Source organism: Photobacterium chitinilyticum, from assembly GCF_004104355.1.
Taxonomy (GTDB): domain Bacteria; phylum Pseudomonadota; class Gammaproteobacteria; order Enterobacterales; family Vibrionaceae; genus Photobacterium; species Photobacterium chitinilyticum.
In genome coordinates this window covers 104,761-121,321 of the sequence record NZ_RJLM01000005.1, presented here as the reverse complement: position 1 = coordinate 121,321, position 16,561 = coordinate 104,761, and the positions used below count along the sequence as shown (strand labels likewise).

Sequence of the window (16,561 nt, the reverse complement as noted above, 5' to 3'; positions counted from 1 at the left end):
TACTATGGGCACTCGGCAAGTTTAATCGCATTACCCAAAACATGCAGACAAGTCAGCCGACCTACTCCTCCAGGTACTGGTGTGATTGCTGCCGCAGAGAAAATTCCGTCATGATGCTTGATGTCTCCCACCAGTTTGCCGTCAACGCGGTTGATCCCCACATCGATGATAAGCTGACCTTCAATAAACTGGGAGTTGTCCAAAATACCGTGAGCCCCCGTTGCTACCACGATAACATCATATCTATTCCAATCGACTGCAGCGAGATCAGAACAGCTGTTAAAGCTTGCTACCGTACTTTGACGATTAATTAGCTCAATAGCCAGAGGTTTACCGACGATATTGCTACGGCCAACCACGGCCACTTTCAACCCTGAAAAGTTGTACTCACCACAATGCGCAGAAATAATATCTATCGTCGCTTGTACAGTGCAAGGAAGAACGGCGTTCTGCCCTAATACCAGTTGGCCTAGAGCCTCTGAGCCGAAACCATCAACATCAACATGAGCAGGAAGATCCGGTGCAATTAGCCCGTTTGGCAACGGAAGTTGAAATAAAATAGGATGCTTGGCTTTCTGTGCAAGCACATCGAGGTCTGCTTGCTTCGTTGATTCTTCAGCAAGAATGACATGATTACATTCAAGACCTAGCTCATCAAAGAGGCGGATTTTATTGCGAACATATACTTTACTTGCCGGATCATCACCAACGGTTACGATAGTAAGCTTAACTGGTGCATGAAGAGTATCAATTTTGCTTTTTAACTCTGCAAGTTTTGATTCATAAATTGTGTTTATAACTGATTTCATTTTTCTTGGCATTTGTGACTTGTCCTTGCTTTATAACCAACTGATTTTGCTTACACATTGCGTTAGAACAAGGAAACTGTCGTTATCGAGTAATACTCACTCTTATACACCCAGTGAAATACAATAATCAAGAAATTCATAAAAACATTAGCAGACATGACAAGAATTGTTGCACCACTTGCCTAGTCGATTACTTTAGAAAAATAAAATAGCAGCAGAGGAAACCACTGCTGCTATAGATTTACCATCATGGTACAAAATGCAAGGTTACTAGCTACTTTTGTATTGAACTAAAAACCTTACTGTAGTTTAAACTTACTGACCAAGACGCTCAATTGCGTATTGGCAGCCGCCAAACTTTGTGTACTATCGACTGTAGACTGTCCGTTTTGAGTTAAGTCATGAACCATCTCACGGATATTGTTCATACTTCGGCTAACTTCTTCGGTTACCAAACTTTGCTCCTCAGAAGCCGTCGCAATCTGAGTACTAAGATCATTTATTTCCACAATCGAGCCGGTCATCGAATCCAAACTGTTTGATACACGCCCTGCATTTTCAGCGGTACGTACACAGCTTTCTTTCGTAATCTCCATTGCAGCAACGGCATTGGAAGCATCTTGACGCAATTTAAGCAGAATTTCATTAATCTCTGCAGTGCTAGTTTGGGTGCGCGCTGCAAGCGAACGAACTTCATCGGCAACCACGGCAAAACCACGCCCTTGCTCCCCAGCTCGTGCGGCTTCGATAGCCGCATTAAGCGCCAGTAAGTTTGTCTGATCAGCGATTTCACCAATGACTCCGAGTACATTAACAACCTGTAAGGTATTTTCATTCATGGTGTTAATGCTCGACGATGCCGTATCTACTTCATCCACTAAAAGTGTCATGCTATTCGATGCCTCAAGAACATCATTTTTTGCCATCAACGCCTCGTCATTGGCTTTTTGCGTATTGGCCGCCGTTTCAGTAGCACTCTGCGCCACAGTGTCTGCCGTTGAGCTCATTTCAGTAATAGCAGTTACAACTTGATCTGTTTCAGAGGCATGCTGGATCAATGCCTGGTTATTTTGCTCCGACTGCACATTTAGCTGCTTAACACCTTCAGTGATATGCGAAGAGGCTTGAGATATCTCCAGAATCATCGATTGCAGATAAACAATAAAATTATTAACAGAATTACCGATATCGCCAAGCTCATCTCGCGAAGTTATCTCAATCCGAGAGGTTAAGTCAGCTTCTCCGGTAGATAACGTATCAATACGCTCTTTAAGGATCACCAAACCTTTGACAATTTTACTGATTGAAAAGGCCGCGACGAGAAGAGCAAGAATGAGCAAGGCAGTCGCAATCGAAATGCTCATATAAACTTTATCACTAAAAATTTCTGCTGTAGCGCTTGTCAAACCTTCCTGAATACTAGTAACGTCACTATCATATGTTCCCGTCGCAATAGTCCAGCCCCATTCTGGAAAAATATTTCGAGCATAGACAAATTTTGTTTCTTGTTCTTTCGTCGTGGGATTGGTATGCACTGTTTTTGTAAATACTTCAGGCTTACCTTCGATAATATCGGCCACTTTCTTAGTTGTTGACGGAATAACAGTGCCTATTATCGATGAATCTGGATGAGCTAGAATTTTTCCGTTTCTATCTTGCACCCAGAAGTAACCATTTTGACCATACTTTGAAGAGCTAATAGTATTCAGAGCCGCTTGATATCCATCCTCTTTAAGAGCACTGATATATTCACCTGTTGCTATAACTAGGTTTAACGGTTCAAAATAAACCGATGCAGTTAGCTTTTCCTCGGATTGATTGGTTTTTGGGTTCAAGAAATGATAGCTAGTGAAGCCAACTTGATTGCTCTTTGCCGAACTAACAATATTACGGGCATAATAGTTACCATTGGTGTCCTGTTTATCAAAGGAGCTGGTACCCAGAATACTTTTGTTAGTGCCATTTGCCTTGTTAATGATTGATGTTGCATCATATGCAAAAATATATCGACCATTATCCCAACGGTATTGGTTGATAAAGGCATAAATTATGGTTTCAGCCTCAGCTGTAGAGCTACTTTCGCGATAGAACCTTTCGATTGTATTTTTAAATGTTGTTATTTCCGCGACTAACTGTGCTTCGATGTTTTCCTGCTTAGTTCTCTCATAATCATAAGATATTGAGCGAGTAACAGTATCAACCTGATTTTTCAGATTGTCATTTAATAACTTTGATACTTTTTCTTGTACGTTGTTACTTTCAGTCTCAAGGACAGACTCTTCAGTATTAAATAGACTTGTAATAAAGAAGAGACTCATGATGAGTAGCGGTACGCACAAAAGTGCATACAGTTTATTTTTTATCGTTAAACTCATTGGGTGAACCTCTAATTGTACTCTTGTGCTAAAAGTGCCATTTCTGTACTTATAGTTTTATTTGTAATTTAAACATATTCTTATAATGTAATAACTGTATTACTATGCAATCTCTTTGTCTTTTTCTACCTGAGTATTTACTGCGCTATCCATCGCTTTTAACTCAATAAGAACCTCTTCTGCCCAATTAACCCAAGCCTGTCGAATATGTACGCCACGGCGTAGGGTTAAACGGTTAAGACGTGACTGACGATCCAATTTTTTATGATCAGGAAAATAGATTTTTTCCAATTCCTCGTAGTTGTTCATTAAAGTATGAGATTCTTGAATCAGTGCTTCGAGTTGTTGCTGCATAGGCGCTGAGTGATGAAAATTACAAACAGATAATTTAGCTGAGAACTCATCGCGAACAGTTGGAGTACGAGTTGGTTTCCGGAACCATTCCAACAGGGCCTTATGTCCTAGATCTGTGATGGAATAGACCTTTCGGTCAGGCTTGCTGACTTGCTGTTCGTGTCGAAAACTAGCCCATCCCTTATCGGCCATTCTATTCAGTTCGCGATACACCTGTTGATGACTTGCCTTCCAAAAATAGCCAATACTATGGGAAAACTCTTTCGTGATATCGTAACCAGTTACATCACGGCTGCTAAGTACCGTTAAAATTACGTGTGATAATGACATCTTTTCCATCCTTTTGAAAAATATAATAATATAAGCTCTTCAGAAGCTATCGTTACCGTCTGCTTCCGTTACAGCTCAAAAGCAATCAGTTGCCATATCAATGATGCATATTTTTTGGGAACAAGTAATAAAGAATTGAGTAAAAATATGAACAGAATTACCTGTTGGGTTGTATGAACGTCAATATTGTTAGAGCGCGGATCAGTAATCGCAAAAAGGGATGCCAGATGGCATCCCTTTTCGATTTATCCGACACAGCCCCTTAGGGACTACTCTGCTGGGTATTATGAAACTCCACTTTTAACTTATCAATAGAAGGTGCATAGATAGACAACAATGCCTTGGAGAACAACTTTAATTCTTGTTCATCAGCCCCTGTCTTACAAGCTATTTCCAGTTCCTCACAGGCTTTGCTTAGTGCAATTAATCCAACGGCTCCCGCAGAGCTTTTAAGGCTATGAGCGGCCCGCTCAAGAGTTTCTGCAGAGCCGTAGACTTGAATATCTTTGACTAAGCTGGCTGAGCGCTCGTAGAACATAGCGACCATTTCGTAAACAAGCTCATTCCCTAGAGTTTGCCTATCTTGTTCTAATACCGAGTGATCAAAAAGTGTTGCTATACTCGCAGTTGGCACTGCGGTAACATTTTCACTCATCTCAACCTTGTTGAAGTGGCCATTATAAACATTCGTAATAATGGTTTGTAATTGATCAAACTGTACAGGTTTACCCAGGAACCCATCTAAGCCTGCCTCTAGATATGATTCAATTTCTTGCCTGAACACATGGGCTGAGAACGCGATAGTTGGTATCCGCCAATTCACTTTATCTCTAAGTCTATGAGTCAGCGTAACCCCATCAGTATCCGGTAGGTTAATATCCATCAATATAATATCGATATCGTGATTTTCAATAATAGCTTCGGCAGCCTCTCCCGACATGGCGACAACAACATTATGGCCAAGCCTGTTCAGAAAACCTTTAGCAACCAGCACGTTAGTTTCGTTATCTTCAACAAGCAAGATATTCAATGGCGGAACAACAAGGGGGACGGATTCGTTGGCCAATATAAGTACACCCTCCTCGGCAGTACTTAATGGTAAAGTAAAAATAAACCGGCTTCCAATGCCCGGCTCACTGTATACCGTTAATTCCCCACCCAACATCTCAGCAAACCGCTTACTGATAGACAAACCTAGTCCAGTACCGCGCTCTGATTGAGTGGCCTGTTCAAAAGGCATAAAGATAGCGGCATGCTTTTCTTTCGGGATCCCTTTTCCGGTGTCTAAAACCTCGAACCTAAGTAACAATTGTTCTTCTGCCTGTTGCTCCTCAAGCAGCACTTGGATTGTTACAAAGCCTTGGTGAGTAAATTTAATTGCGTTGCCCACTAAATTAATAAGGATTTGAATGATTTTATTGAAGTCACCAAACAAATTAATAGGGACATCATCTGCAATTACATAAGTCAGTTCAATGTTCTTTTCTCTTGCTCTCGCTTTGAACATATTTACAACATTGGCTGCAATCGTGCTGGTACGGAAGTTTGTATTATTAACATCAAAGTGCCCGGCTTCTATTTTTGAATAATCCAAAACATTATTAAGCACGCCCATCAGGATCTCGCCAGACGATATAATGGTTTTGGTATAGTGCTTTTGTTCGCTATCCAAGCATGTACTATCAAGAAGGTTCAGCGTCCCCATTATCCCATTCATGGGGGTACGGATCTCATGGCTCATATGGGCAAGGAATGTCGACTTGGCCTTGCTGGCTTGCTCGGCTTGATCTCGTGCTTTAGCATGTTTAATAACCTCACTATTCAAAGCATTATTGGCCTCTGTAAGCTGGGCAGTACGGTCATCTACTAACTTTTGCAGTTCATTTTGATGCTCTTGTAAGGCAAGCGCATTTTTCTTAAATACCGATATAGCGTCGGCGAGATGTCCAATATCTTCACCTTCCCCCCTCGGAATATCGACAGATAGATCACCTGCCGCAAGTTTTTTTATTGCCGCCGTCATACTTCCAGATGGTTCCAGAACATCTGGATTTGTCAAAGTTGATATATCATCCGCTTTCAGATGAGCTACGGATTTATCACCCGAAGCTACCTCGGGGATAGGCATTATACTGTCAGTGATATGTGCAGAGGCTTGCGATATTTCCAGAGTCATCGATTGCAAATAACTGATGAAATTGTTTACCGAGTTACCAATATCACCCAATTCATCATGTGATGTAATGTCGATTCGCGACGTTAAATCAGCTTCGCCGGTCGATAACGTATCAATACGCTCTCTGAGCATGACTAAGCCTTTAACGATCTTATTGATAGACCAAGTCGCAATTAACAAGGCTATAATAAGCAATGCTGCAGAAGTAGCTATGCTCATATATACCTTGTCATTAAAGATCTCTTCCGTTGCACTAGTCAACCCATCTTGAATGCTTGTAAGGTCGCTATCATAGGTTCCAGTCGCAATTGTCCACCCCCACTCCGGAAAAATATTTCGGGCATACACAAATTTATTTTCGGCTTTTTGAGTCGTTGGGTTTTTATGAAAAGTTTTAACAAAAGCCTCGGAGTTGCCTTTTATTCTTTCAGCTACTTTTTTGGTCGTCGCTAAAATAATCGTTCCAACAATAGACTGATCCGGATGAGCCAGGATTCTACCGTGTTCATTCTGCACCCAAAAATAGCCATTTTTGCCGTATTTAGACGAGCTAATGGTTTTAAGAGCTGCCTCAACTTCATCTTTCCTGAGCGTGCTGATGTACTCACCTGTCGCAACAACCAAATCCAAAGGTTCGAAATAAACTGAGGCCGTCAGTTTCTCCTCAACATTTCTCGTTACCGGGTTTAGAAAATGATAACTGGTAAACCCAATCGCATTGGCTTTCGCTGCACTAACAACGTTTCGCGCATAATAGTTACCATTAGTATCTTTCTTATCATAGGCACTGGTGCCTATGATGCTAACATTAATCCCATTAGCCTTATTCACTATAGACGTAGCATCATAGGCAAAAATATATCGGCCATCCCCCCACCGATATTGATTAATAAACGCCTGAATGCTAGTTTCAGCCTCGGTAGCAGAGGTACTATTACGATAAATACTATCAATCGTGTCTCGAAACGCCGAAATATCTGTTGCTAATTCTGCCTTAATATTTTCTAGTTTCGAGTTTTCATAGTAATACGAAAGCGAGCGAGTAACGGTATCAACCTGGCCTTTCAAGTTATCATTTAACAACTTAGCCACCTTAACACTCACATTTCTTTCCTCAGCCTCAAGAACTGATTTTTCTGTATTTATCAAACTAGTAATGAAAAAACCACTCATTGTCAGTAATGATGCACACATAAGAAATGAAAGCTTGGCTTTTATTGTAAAGCTCATAACATTAAACAACCTCAGGGGCAAAGAGGTAACCTTCACCATGTACCGTGATAAATATTTTTGGGTTTTTAATATTGTCTTCCATTTTATTTCTTAACCTACGTACCAAAACGTCAATCGTACGATCACTGGGCGCATCAACCCGGTGTGAGATCAAGTTCAGCAACCGGCCTCGGCTCAGTACTCGGCTTGGGTGAGTAATAAAAGCAACCAGTAATTCATATTCGGCCTTGGTAAGTTTTATTGCTTCACTGCCTTTAGATAATTGCCGCTGAGCAACATCGAATTCAAAATCCTTGAAGCAGAATCGACTATCATCCTTTTCTAATTGTGACCATGCAGCCTCTGCCTGTTGCAGAGCATCACGGGTAAGCTGAATTCTCCATAACAAGTTTTTCGCACGTACCAGTAACTCTCGAGGTTCGACAGGCTTGGTAACATAATCATCGGCTCCCATTTCTAACCCTAAAATTCGGTCTATTGGATCAATGCGACCAGTAACCATAATGATAGCGATATCAGATGTATTTCTGACCTCGCGGGTAAGCTGGATTCCATCCTCCCCTGGTAGGTTGATATCCAACAGAATCAGATCAATTTTTTCATTGCTCAGAATCTCTTTCATCACCGCACCGTTATCAGCCTCAAAAATGGCATAGCCAGCTTGAGCAAAGTGCCCCTTAATCTTCATCCTTAAAATAGGATCATCTTCAACAATCAAAATTTGGTAATTCATAGGTTCTCGTATACAGCCATGCTTTAACTATGGAGGTCAGCCCCCACTGTATTGCTTTTGCGCGCCCTTCGGCTTTTATTTATTATTCAAAGGAATAATAACACACTCAATTACCGCCTGTTGTTAGCAAACTCAAATGCTCGGCACTTATCCAAGTCAGCAATATCTGTCAGGATGTTCACTTTCAACATGGGGATACTAGCAAACATTCAGAAAGCGGATTGGTAGAGACTCGGTGTGTGCAATAGAAGGGTATAACGTGCAAGTAACTGAAAGTTATCAAAAAAGAATGGACAAGGTGTGTAATTACATATACACCCACCTTGATGACAACTTAACCGTTGCAGAGCTAAGCAAAGTGGCCAACTTCTCTAAGTACCATTTTCACCGGCAGTTTAGCCACTATATGGGAATTGGCGTATTCAAATTTATCCAACAGTTAAGGCTTAAACGTGCAGCCTATCAGCTGTTTTTCCACCAGCATACGCGCATTATCGATATTGCGCTTGATGCTAAATTTGAATATCCAGAATCTTTTGCCCGTGCATTTAAAAAGGAGTTCGCCCAGTCACCTTCTGAATTTCGTAACCAACCGAATTGGTTACATTGGAACCAACAGTATCACCATAGAGAAAAAGTATTGGAGAAGAACATGAAGGTAGATATCAACCATTTCGAAGAAACTAAAGTCGCGGTGAAAGAACACCGTGCAGCACCTGAGCTAGTCAATGAGTCAGCAAGCCAGTTTATTGAATGGCGCAAAACGAGTGGGCTTTCACCCATCACTACCAGCAAGACCTTCGGGATTATTTACGATGATCCAAAAGCCACAGCTCCAGAGGACTTTCGATTCGATATTTGTGGTGAAGTCCAACAAGCTGTAAACGGAACTACATTTGGTATTGTGAACAAAACCATCCCAGCAGGCCGTTGTGCCGTTATCAGGCATTACGGCTCTCACGACGATCTCGGAGCCAAGGTCCATTATTTATATGGTCAGTGGTTGCCAGAAAGCGGTGAAGAACTACGAGATTTTCCCTGCTTTTTCCATTACATAAACTTCTTTCCCGAAGTGGCTGAACATGAATTGATCACCGATATCTACCTGCCGCTAAAATAAGAAACAAATACCTACATATCGACAACGGGGAGCCAAAGGATGAATTTATTACCATATTCACTATATTCATCTTTTGGCTATAACTGTGATTTCTATTGAAATATTCCCATGCACTAACGCCAAGCAGACATCTCATGACAACCTAACCTTCCAAGCAATGGCTTTCAACGGTTTGCAGCAAACCTACTATACATCAACCACCTCAACACTCACCCACAGTTCGCTTACCGTTAGTACTGGCGCTACATGGCGGAGACCGAGCTGATGTGGTTTAGCAACTCTTGATACAAAGAGCCGCCACTTGCGTGACGGCTAAGGTTTATCACTACCAGTTTATGACACAATCAATTACTTGAGCTTAAATTGCTTAACGATGGCAACCAACTGTTCATTGCTGCTAGCAAGGTTATGCGTACTGTCCATGGTTTGCGCCCCGTTATCCGTTAACTGACTAACCATTTCCTGAATGGCCATCATATTACGACTAATTTCCTCTGTAACAGTGCTTTGCTGCTCGGCAGCTGTGGCAATTTGGATACCGAGATCGTTGATCTCGACAACGGAAGTCGCCATTGAATCCAGACTTTCCGTTACATTAGACGTGGTATCCGCCGTTTGTTGACAGCTGTTTTTAGTGACATCCATAGCAGAAACAACTGAGCTGGCACCATTACGTAAATTTGTCAGCATCTCGTTTATTTCAGAGGTACTCTGCTGGGTTCTGGCTGCAAGCGCCCGCACTTCGTCAGCAACTACAGCAAACCCACGACCATGTTCACCGGCACGCGCAGCCTCGATAGCAGCATTTAGAGCCAGCAAGTTTGTCTGATCGGCGATTCCACCAATCACGCCAAGCACAGAGCCTATTTTTTGAGTGTCGTCGTTCATGGCCTGGATGTTCAATGCCATCGAGTCAACCTCATCAATCAGAGCCGCAACACTGCTTACCGCACCGTCTACGACACGCTTTGACTGCTCGGCTTCCTCACTGGTTCTCTGAGTATATGAAGCGGATTGAGAAGCGCTCTGTGAGACACTCTCTGCCGTTGAGCTCATCTCATTGACCGCAGTCACTACCTGTTCGGTTTCTGAATAGTGAGCTGTTAATACATTATTATTGAGTTCTGTTTGTATTTTAAGCTGAGCTATCCCATCAGAAATATGTTCGGTCGACTGGGATACCTCCAGCATCATCGCTTGCAGATTACCAATAAAGGTATTGACTGCCTCCGCTATCTGCCCCAAGTCATCATTGGTATACACATCAAGACGTCGGGTAAGATCGCCATTCCCTTGAGAAAGCTCGACGATTGTCGACTTTAGCTCGAGGATTGGACGGTAGATGCGATTTAAGACCACCAGAATAATCACAATCGCGAAGATAATAAGTACACCTGCAGTTACCAAAGATGTGTTCACCGCCTCATCCACTTCAGCATGGGCAACAGATTTATCAATACCAACAAGAAGATGCCAACTACTATTTTCATCAAGAGGAATACTCTTAAAGTAAGCGATTTTCTCAACACCACCGAGGGTGTAATCAAAGATGCCCTCGTCATTACTCAACACCTGACGCTCAAGTTCAACCAACTCCGGAAAATCTGACAGCTTAGTTTTACCGGGTTCGTCTACTTCACCAGTAGAGGCGATGGTTGTTCCTTGATCATCATACAATCCTGTCATGGCTCCTGGAAATGGAGATTCATTAACGACATCGGCGAGCAAACCCAGCTGAATATCAGCAAGTAAAACCCCGCGGAATTTATTTTCATAGAAAAAAGGTTCTGCAATACTGACCATCAGTTTTCCAGAAGACGCTCCCTTATAGATCCCGGTAACGACGGTACTACGTTTTTGTTTAGCCGACTTATACCAGCTACGAACTCGAGGATCGTATAAAGCCAAGCTACGCATACCACTCTTGGCACCGTAGGAACGACCATCTTCAAACCCCACAACAAAATCGGAGGCCTTGGACACATTCGCAATCTGCTTTACCATTAACATGATCTGCAAATCACTTCTATCTGTAGCAAAATCAGGTGCGGTTGCGATTACACCTTCTTTGATAGTTTGGAACCAATCTGTGATCCTATCTGACGAGCTATCAATTTTTAGCATTGAATACTCATCAATATTCCTCAGGATAGAACCTGACAGTTGGCGGTAGGAAAGAAAGGTTGAGATAGCTAACGAAGCTATCAGCAGTAAGACAGCGACCGAGATTATTCGGCCTTTAAAGCTTGATAATATGTTCACGTTACATCCACTACTTCTAATACGTCAAAAAATAATTATGCAGTCTAATGATTGCACATGATTTCATTGATTAACCGAACATATATCACAGAAACCCTTACAGAACCGCAAAGAACAATCAACACCAAGAGATCTTCTTCACACCAATGATCTCTTATAACTTCAAGCAGAAGCATCAATTAAAATATCATCGCTTTACTTAACTAAACGAAGCACGGAAATATCGTACCAAAGAGGACCTAATATCCCAAAGATTAGAGTGATGAATATTTCGTTAATAATCTTACGTTCAATTGATTAAAACATGACCACAATTAACACCAGATCATTGGAATACAAGGATAATAAATTAATGTAACCGTCTATAATGAAATTATAGATAAAGTCATATGTTCGCCAACACCAAACATAGAATAAATACACTACTTTACCGAAAACAAAACATTACAATAATAATCCAACTTATTGAACCAAGATCACATTGATTTAATTATTATAAGACAAACTTAAGAATTTAGAAACACTCACAAGGCCTCAAATACGTATTAAATCTTTAATAAATCAGAAAGATAATAAGAAAAACAATAATCGTGGATATATAAACTAACGAAATTCTATTTGTAGAGTTATTAACCTAATATATCACAATTATAATCAATCATGCTTATTCGTCATTTCTCTGACGGCATAAGTTCGGTAAACAGCAAAAAAGCGTCAATTAAATTGCAACAATTGCACCTCCGTACAACATAAAAAATATAGGAAACACTTCTTTGTGGTTTTATTATTCATCGTGATTATAATAAAGAGGAACCACAATAAATAAACTCAATGGAGTTCATATCGCTTAATAGTAAGCCAATTACTCTCCTATTAGAAAATAGACTATTAAAACAAACTTTAGCTTGGTTATATTAAACCAAGCGAATACATGACGTGTATTATAAGGGATATATAAATGAAGTTATTAAAACACCTGTTATGTTTAGCAACTTTAAGTTTCGCCCTAACTGCTTGTAATAGCGGCGGCGGTAGTAGTAATGATGCAAACCAAGATGTTAGCGGAATTAGCACCCCCTCAACAGTCAGTGTCGTTAACTAAGAATAATAAAAAAGGACTTGATATGAATAAGTTATCTATAGCAGCAGCCGTCACCTGCGCCCTTTTCTCCGCCTCTGGCACAGCAAACTTCAGTGATCCTGGAACAGATTACACAAACGTAGTTGCTGACAGCTATGTCGGTGAACAGGCTGCTGAACCGCTCAATATGGCGAACATGCTGTTATGCATCATGAAGGCGACCGGAGCTGAACACTTTGCCAATGCTGATTACCGAGCACTGGTCGATTCGGCTCAATGCGAACAACGACAAGATGACTCCAGTTCACAAGCAGCGGCAAGCAAGATCGCCTATTCAGAAGTTGTGGTTAGCTCCAAGCGTGCAGACAACAATAGCCCGCAAGATGTAACAGTCTGGTTCCAGGACTCTGAAGAACAAGATGGCCAGTACATAATTAATACCACTGTGTCTGCGGCACCGGGCCCTAATAGCCCTTTCGGTGAGCTTCAGTTTACTTTTAAGCACGCGACTGGTGGTGACAAAGGTGATTTAAACATTACCGTCCAAAATGGTCAAAATGTAATCAGCCTAATCAATACCTTCCAGGAAGGAGGTAACACCATTGAGCAGGCTGCAATCGTACAGATAGATGATGCTCAGGGTAATAGCGGCCGTGGTAAGACACAAGGGATAGACTGGAGCCAAAACCCACCAGTACCACTTGAATATAAACTTGCATACAACGATAACTTCTATTTCAAACAAGTCGGCAGCAGCCCTGAAGTATGTTTAAGCCGTAACAACCCTCGGGAAAATGTACATAGTTATTCGCTGTTTAACCTTGCGACGGGTGCATTACTCGATATTAAGGCAGGGTTTAATATCAAGTATATTTCTGCACTAAACGGCCAACCCCAACACGGTTTTATCGGCGAATGGGGACTATGGACGGAGGAAGAACACCAACCTGGTTATACGCCTCCGACAACAATCACTGATGATAATGGTGTTAACTACACAGTCGTCACAGCACCTGGCAAGCTGGTTCGCCAGACAAAAGGTCAGCGCAATCTGAATGATGGCGAGTCCTTCGAATACTGGACCGGAAGCAGCTCCACAACCATTTACTGGATTGAAAGTACTGGTCAGTTCCAAGCAGATAATGGTTCAGGCAGTCCGGATGGTGTCGATGCAGGCATCACACAAAATACATATTTCTGGTCTCCTTTATTACGCCAAAACGTTAACTATTTGGGCAACAACAGCGGTAGTCACAAAGTTGCGTATACAACCAGCGAAACCGTTCGCGCGAATGATTCCATCTTCAACAGCGGTTCGATTGGTCTAACTTGTTACGGAAGCTGCCCGCAAACTAACATCAGCTTAAACGATGCTATTAACTGGACCTTTACCCAAGCCTATGAAGATCCGTCTTCAACCGGTATCAGCTATACCATCGATCCAACTGATATGACCCTAAAATTATCAGGGCAACCAGTGAAACTAAACTTCGCCCGTTCTGATTTAAGTAATGATCAGAATTTTTGGGGAACATCTAGCGGCGAGTTCGTACTGAGCTCTGATGCTAGCTCGGTAACTAGCTGGGATGATCTTAACGGTCAAACTCTTGTGACCTACCGCTGGGAAATGGGTGTTGATAGCTGGAGCCAACTAACGATGCTACAAAACCAAGCGGATCAGAGCTTCTATGAGTTAGATAAAGCCATAAACTTCATTTACACCCACCAGACAGCTAACGACAGAAACGGTGAATCCAGTAGCGATAACACCCAGGTTATGCTGGAATATCATGGTCCGGGCAACCTGCATGGTATACCGTGGGAACAAACTAACGGTCAATGGGATGCCCAATTCAGCATTGCTGATGGTACTGAAGTCTATACAGATACGAACGGCAACCGCTATGTGGTTAAAGCAACCGGCATCGATAAACGCTTTTTACCCGCAGCGGGGGGCGCAACTGACTGTACTAATTCAGGATTAAATTTGACGGGTGCGTCAGTACTGTCATTACCAACGGCAGCGAACATTCCGACAATCAGTACAACTTGGCAGGATAAAGATAGCTTGACGGTTGCCGACGAGCCTTGGGTTATCCACGGAGAGACTCAAGCTGCAGCCAATAAATAATTTAAACTTCAGCATTTAGCGACCCTGTAACTTATGGCCAAAAGTCGTGAAAACAATCTAGTTGGATTTAGCAACGTTTTAGATATTTTCATGGTTTTTGGCCTCTTTTCAAGATTGAAATAGCAAAACAGGAAGACTCCGGCTAATAATTAATCCTATGCTTAAGCAACTCAACCACCATCGTCTTGGGTTTCTTCGTAGGAGAAAAGTATGATCCATAACCTGGTTCTACTACTCATGGCCCCCGTATTCATCGCACAGGGCCGTTATGTTCGCAGGATAACGCCTAAACTAGATGAAGCTTCCGGCCCTCGCTGCGGTAGTGTTGGTCATGGGAAAATGCTCCGTATCTTACTAATTGGCGATTCTGCAGCTGCTGGCGTTGGGGCTGCGGATCAGTCTCAAGCCTTATCTGGCCACTTGGTCAATGAGTTATGTAATCATTTTAAATTAGAATGGAAACTGCACGCCAAGTCAGGCTCAACCACAAAAGAAACTCGTTTCAGCCTCGCTCATCACCCAAAGCAAGATTATGATATTGTTGTCATTTCTCTAGGTGTCAATGATGTTACCAAGCCTCTGAGCTCGATAAGGTGGATACGACAACAGCAAGCACTCGTCGCCCAAATTCGCCATCATTTTTCTACCCAGCAGATCATACTGACTAAAATTCCCCCGATGGAAAAATTTCCCGCCTTGCCCCACCCTTTACGTTGGTACCTTGGCAGCAAAGCCAAAGTATTCAACCGCCAACTTGCGCGCTGGACAGCAACACAGAGCGACTGTGAACTAATTGACATCAACTTCCGCTTAAAACCGGAACAGATGGCTGTCGACGGCTTTCACCCTGGTCCTGAAATTTATCAGTTCTGGGGGAAAACTATCGCAAAAGTGATTAAAGCACGCTGGTGCTCAGATTGACTCGAGGTACTACCGACCTATAGTTAAAAAGTAGCTTAACGCAAGAACCAAAGGAGGAAAGAAAGATGTCCTCGCACATTTCATATTCCAAGTTGGAAAAAACATATACTCCTGATTTTCGTCATAAAATCAGTACCGCTAGAAATACCAATGATGTTTACAACGCATTCTGTTACACCGTTGCGTCTATGTTCAACGAAATCACCGACACCAAAAAATTTAGAGAAAGCGATATTGATTTCTATCCAGAAAGAAACTGCCACTATGAGCTAGGCGTCAATTTGAAGTGTGAGCCTAGTGTCGTAGAGTGCTTACACACCTCTGATTTGGGCAGGATTCTCGATGATATGGCGCAAACAGCAACAAACCGTCACACACACCTTATGAAACACCCAGAGAGAACCAACTCTAAAATTATGCGTCATTAACAGTGTACCGAATCGTCGCCAGCTAAAGCGACGATTCGCCAATGATCAAAACCAGCAAAACTTCAGCAATTAATCCCGATTTTAATAGCCTTAACATTTTTTAGAGTATTCTCTCAGTTTTTTGTACAGAGTTCTTCTAGGATATGCCCTAAGTGGCACATATGGTTAGGAGTATTTAACTATGTATCAGAATAATTTTGTTGATGCTATTCAAAGTAAGAAGAAGATCCGGCTAACCTATCTTTCCAAAGAGGACGGTAAAAAACTGACCAAAACCTGCGCACCGATGGACTTTGGTCCGAGGCGACTGGCACATAATCAGTCCGATCGTTACCATCTATGGGATTTCGAAAGCGACCAAAGACACCATATTCTATCTTTGCTTCCTGAGCGTGTAGTAGATATGGAATTTTTAGCCGATGAGTTTACACCAGATGATTTTATATCTTGGCCAACCAACTGGTTTATCACAAGAGACTGGGGAAAACACAGCTAACTTCCCTATCTCCGTATACTCACGTCATAACACATAAAAGGTGAAGCCGTCGCTTCACCTTTATTACCGCTACCACCACGACAGAACTCACGAAACACTCTCCATTTAATAA

The 16,561-nt window shown here is 42.0% G+C and carries 11 protein-coding genes; 5 read left to right on the top strand and 6 right to left on the bottom strand.

Translation table 11 applies throughout. The annotated features are described in order from the left end of the window. Nucleotides 1–2: 2 nt before the first annotated feature. The 5 genes from EDI28_RS13680 to torR form a co-directional block, all read right to left on the bottom strand. A complete protein-coding gene (locus EDI28_RS13680) occupies nucleotides 3–821 on the bottom strand; it encodes a bifunctional 5,10-methylenetetrahydrofolate dehydrogenase/5,10-methenyltetrahydrofolate cyclohydrolase (protein WP_233353372.1) in 819 nt (272 codons plus the stop codon). A 287-nt stretch (nucleotides 822–1,108) separates the two neighbouring features. Beyond that, complete coding sequence (locus EDI28_RS13675; RefSeq protein ID WP_128784445.1) at nucleotides 1,109–3,184, bottom strand: methyl-accepting chemotaxis protein; 2,076 nt, start codon at nucleotides 3,182–3,184, stop codon at nucleotides 1,109–1,111. A gap of 102 nt (nucleotides 3,185–3,286) precedes the next feature. Beyond that, entirely contained in the window at nucleotides 3,287–3,868 is a 582-nt protein-coding gene (locus EDI28_RS13670) for a PadR family transcriptional regulator (RefSeq protein ID WP_128784444.1), read from the bottom strand. A 262-nt stretch (nucleotides 3,869–4,130) separates the two neighbouring features. Beyond that, the gene (locus EDI28_RS13665; protein WP_128784443.1) at nucleotides 4,131–7,274 is read right to left on the bottom strand and encodes a cache domain-containing protein; all 3,144 of its coding nucleotides are present in this window, start codon (nucleotides 7,272–7,274) and stop codon (nucleotides 4,131–4,133) included. A 4-nt stretch (nucleotides 7,275–7,278) separates the two neighbouring features. Then, complete coding sequence (gene torR, locus EDI28_RS13660) at nucleotides 7,279–8,010, bottom strand: two-component system response regulator TorR (RefSeq protein ID WP_128784442.1); 732 nt, start codon at nucleotides 8,008–8,010, stop codon at nucleotides 7,279–7,281. A 259-nt stretch (nucleotides 8,011–8,269) separates the two neighbouring features. Here torR and EDI28_RS13655 point away from each other — a divergent pair, with 259 nt between their 5' ends. Further along, complete coding sequence (locus EDI28_RS13655) at nucleotides 8,270–9,130, top strand: AraC family transcriptional regulator (RefSeq protein WP_233353371.1); 861 nt, start codon at nucleotides 8,270–8,272, stop codon at nucleotides 9,128–9,130. Between the two features lie 348 nt (nucleotides 9,131–9,478). Here EDI28_RS13655 and EDI28_RS13650 read toward each other — a convergent pair whose 3' ends face one another. Further along, nucleotides 9,479–11,392, bottom strand: coding sequence for a methyl-accepting chemotaxis protein (locus EDI28_RS13650; protein ID WP_128784441.1), 1,914 nt, complete (start codon nucleotides 11,390–11,392; stop codon nucleotides 9,479–9,481). Between the two features lie 1,124 nt (nucleotides 11,393–12,516). On the opposite strand from EDI28_RS13650, the gene EDI28_RS13645 reads away from it, so the two are divergent. From EDI28_RS13645 to EDI28_RS13630, 4 genes are all read left to right on the top strand, one after another. Next, nucleotides 12,517–14,604 carry a hypothetical protein gene (locus tag EDI28_RS13645; RefSeq protein WP_128784440.1) on the top strand — a complete coding sequence of 696 codons (2,088 nt, stop codon included), beginning with the start codon at nucleotides 12,517–12,519 and terminating at the stop codon, nucleotides 14,602–14,604. A 210-nt stretch (nucleotides 14,605–14,814) separates the two neighbouring features. Next, complete coding sequence (locus EDI28_RS13640) at nucleotides 14,815–15,525, top strand: SGNH/GDSL hydrolase family protein (RefSeq protein ID WP_128784439.1); 711 nt, start codon at nucleotides 14,815–14,817, stop codon at nucleotides 15,523–15,525. Between the two features lie 65 nt (nucleotides 15,526–15,590). Continuing rightward, nucleotides 15,591–15,953, top strand: coding sequence for a hypothetical protein (locus tag EDI28_RS13635; protein ID WP_128784438.1), 363 nt, complete (start codon nucleotides 15,591–15,593; stop codon nucleotides 15,951–15,953). A gap of 181 nt (nucleotides 15,954–16,134) precedes the next feature. After that, on the top strand, nucleotides 16,135–16,449 hold the full coding sequence (locus tag EDI28_RS13630; protein ID WP_128784437.1) for a hypothetical protein: 315 nt from the start codon (nucleotides 16,135–16,137) through the stop codon (nucleotides 16,447–16,449). Nucleotides 16,450–16,561: the final 112 nt, after the last annotated feature.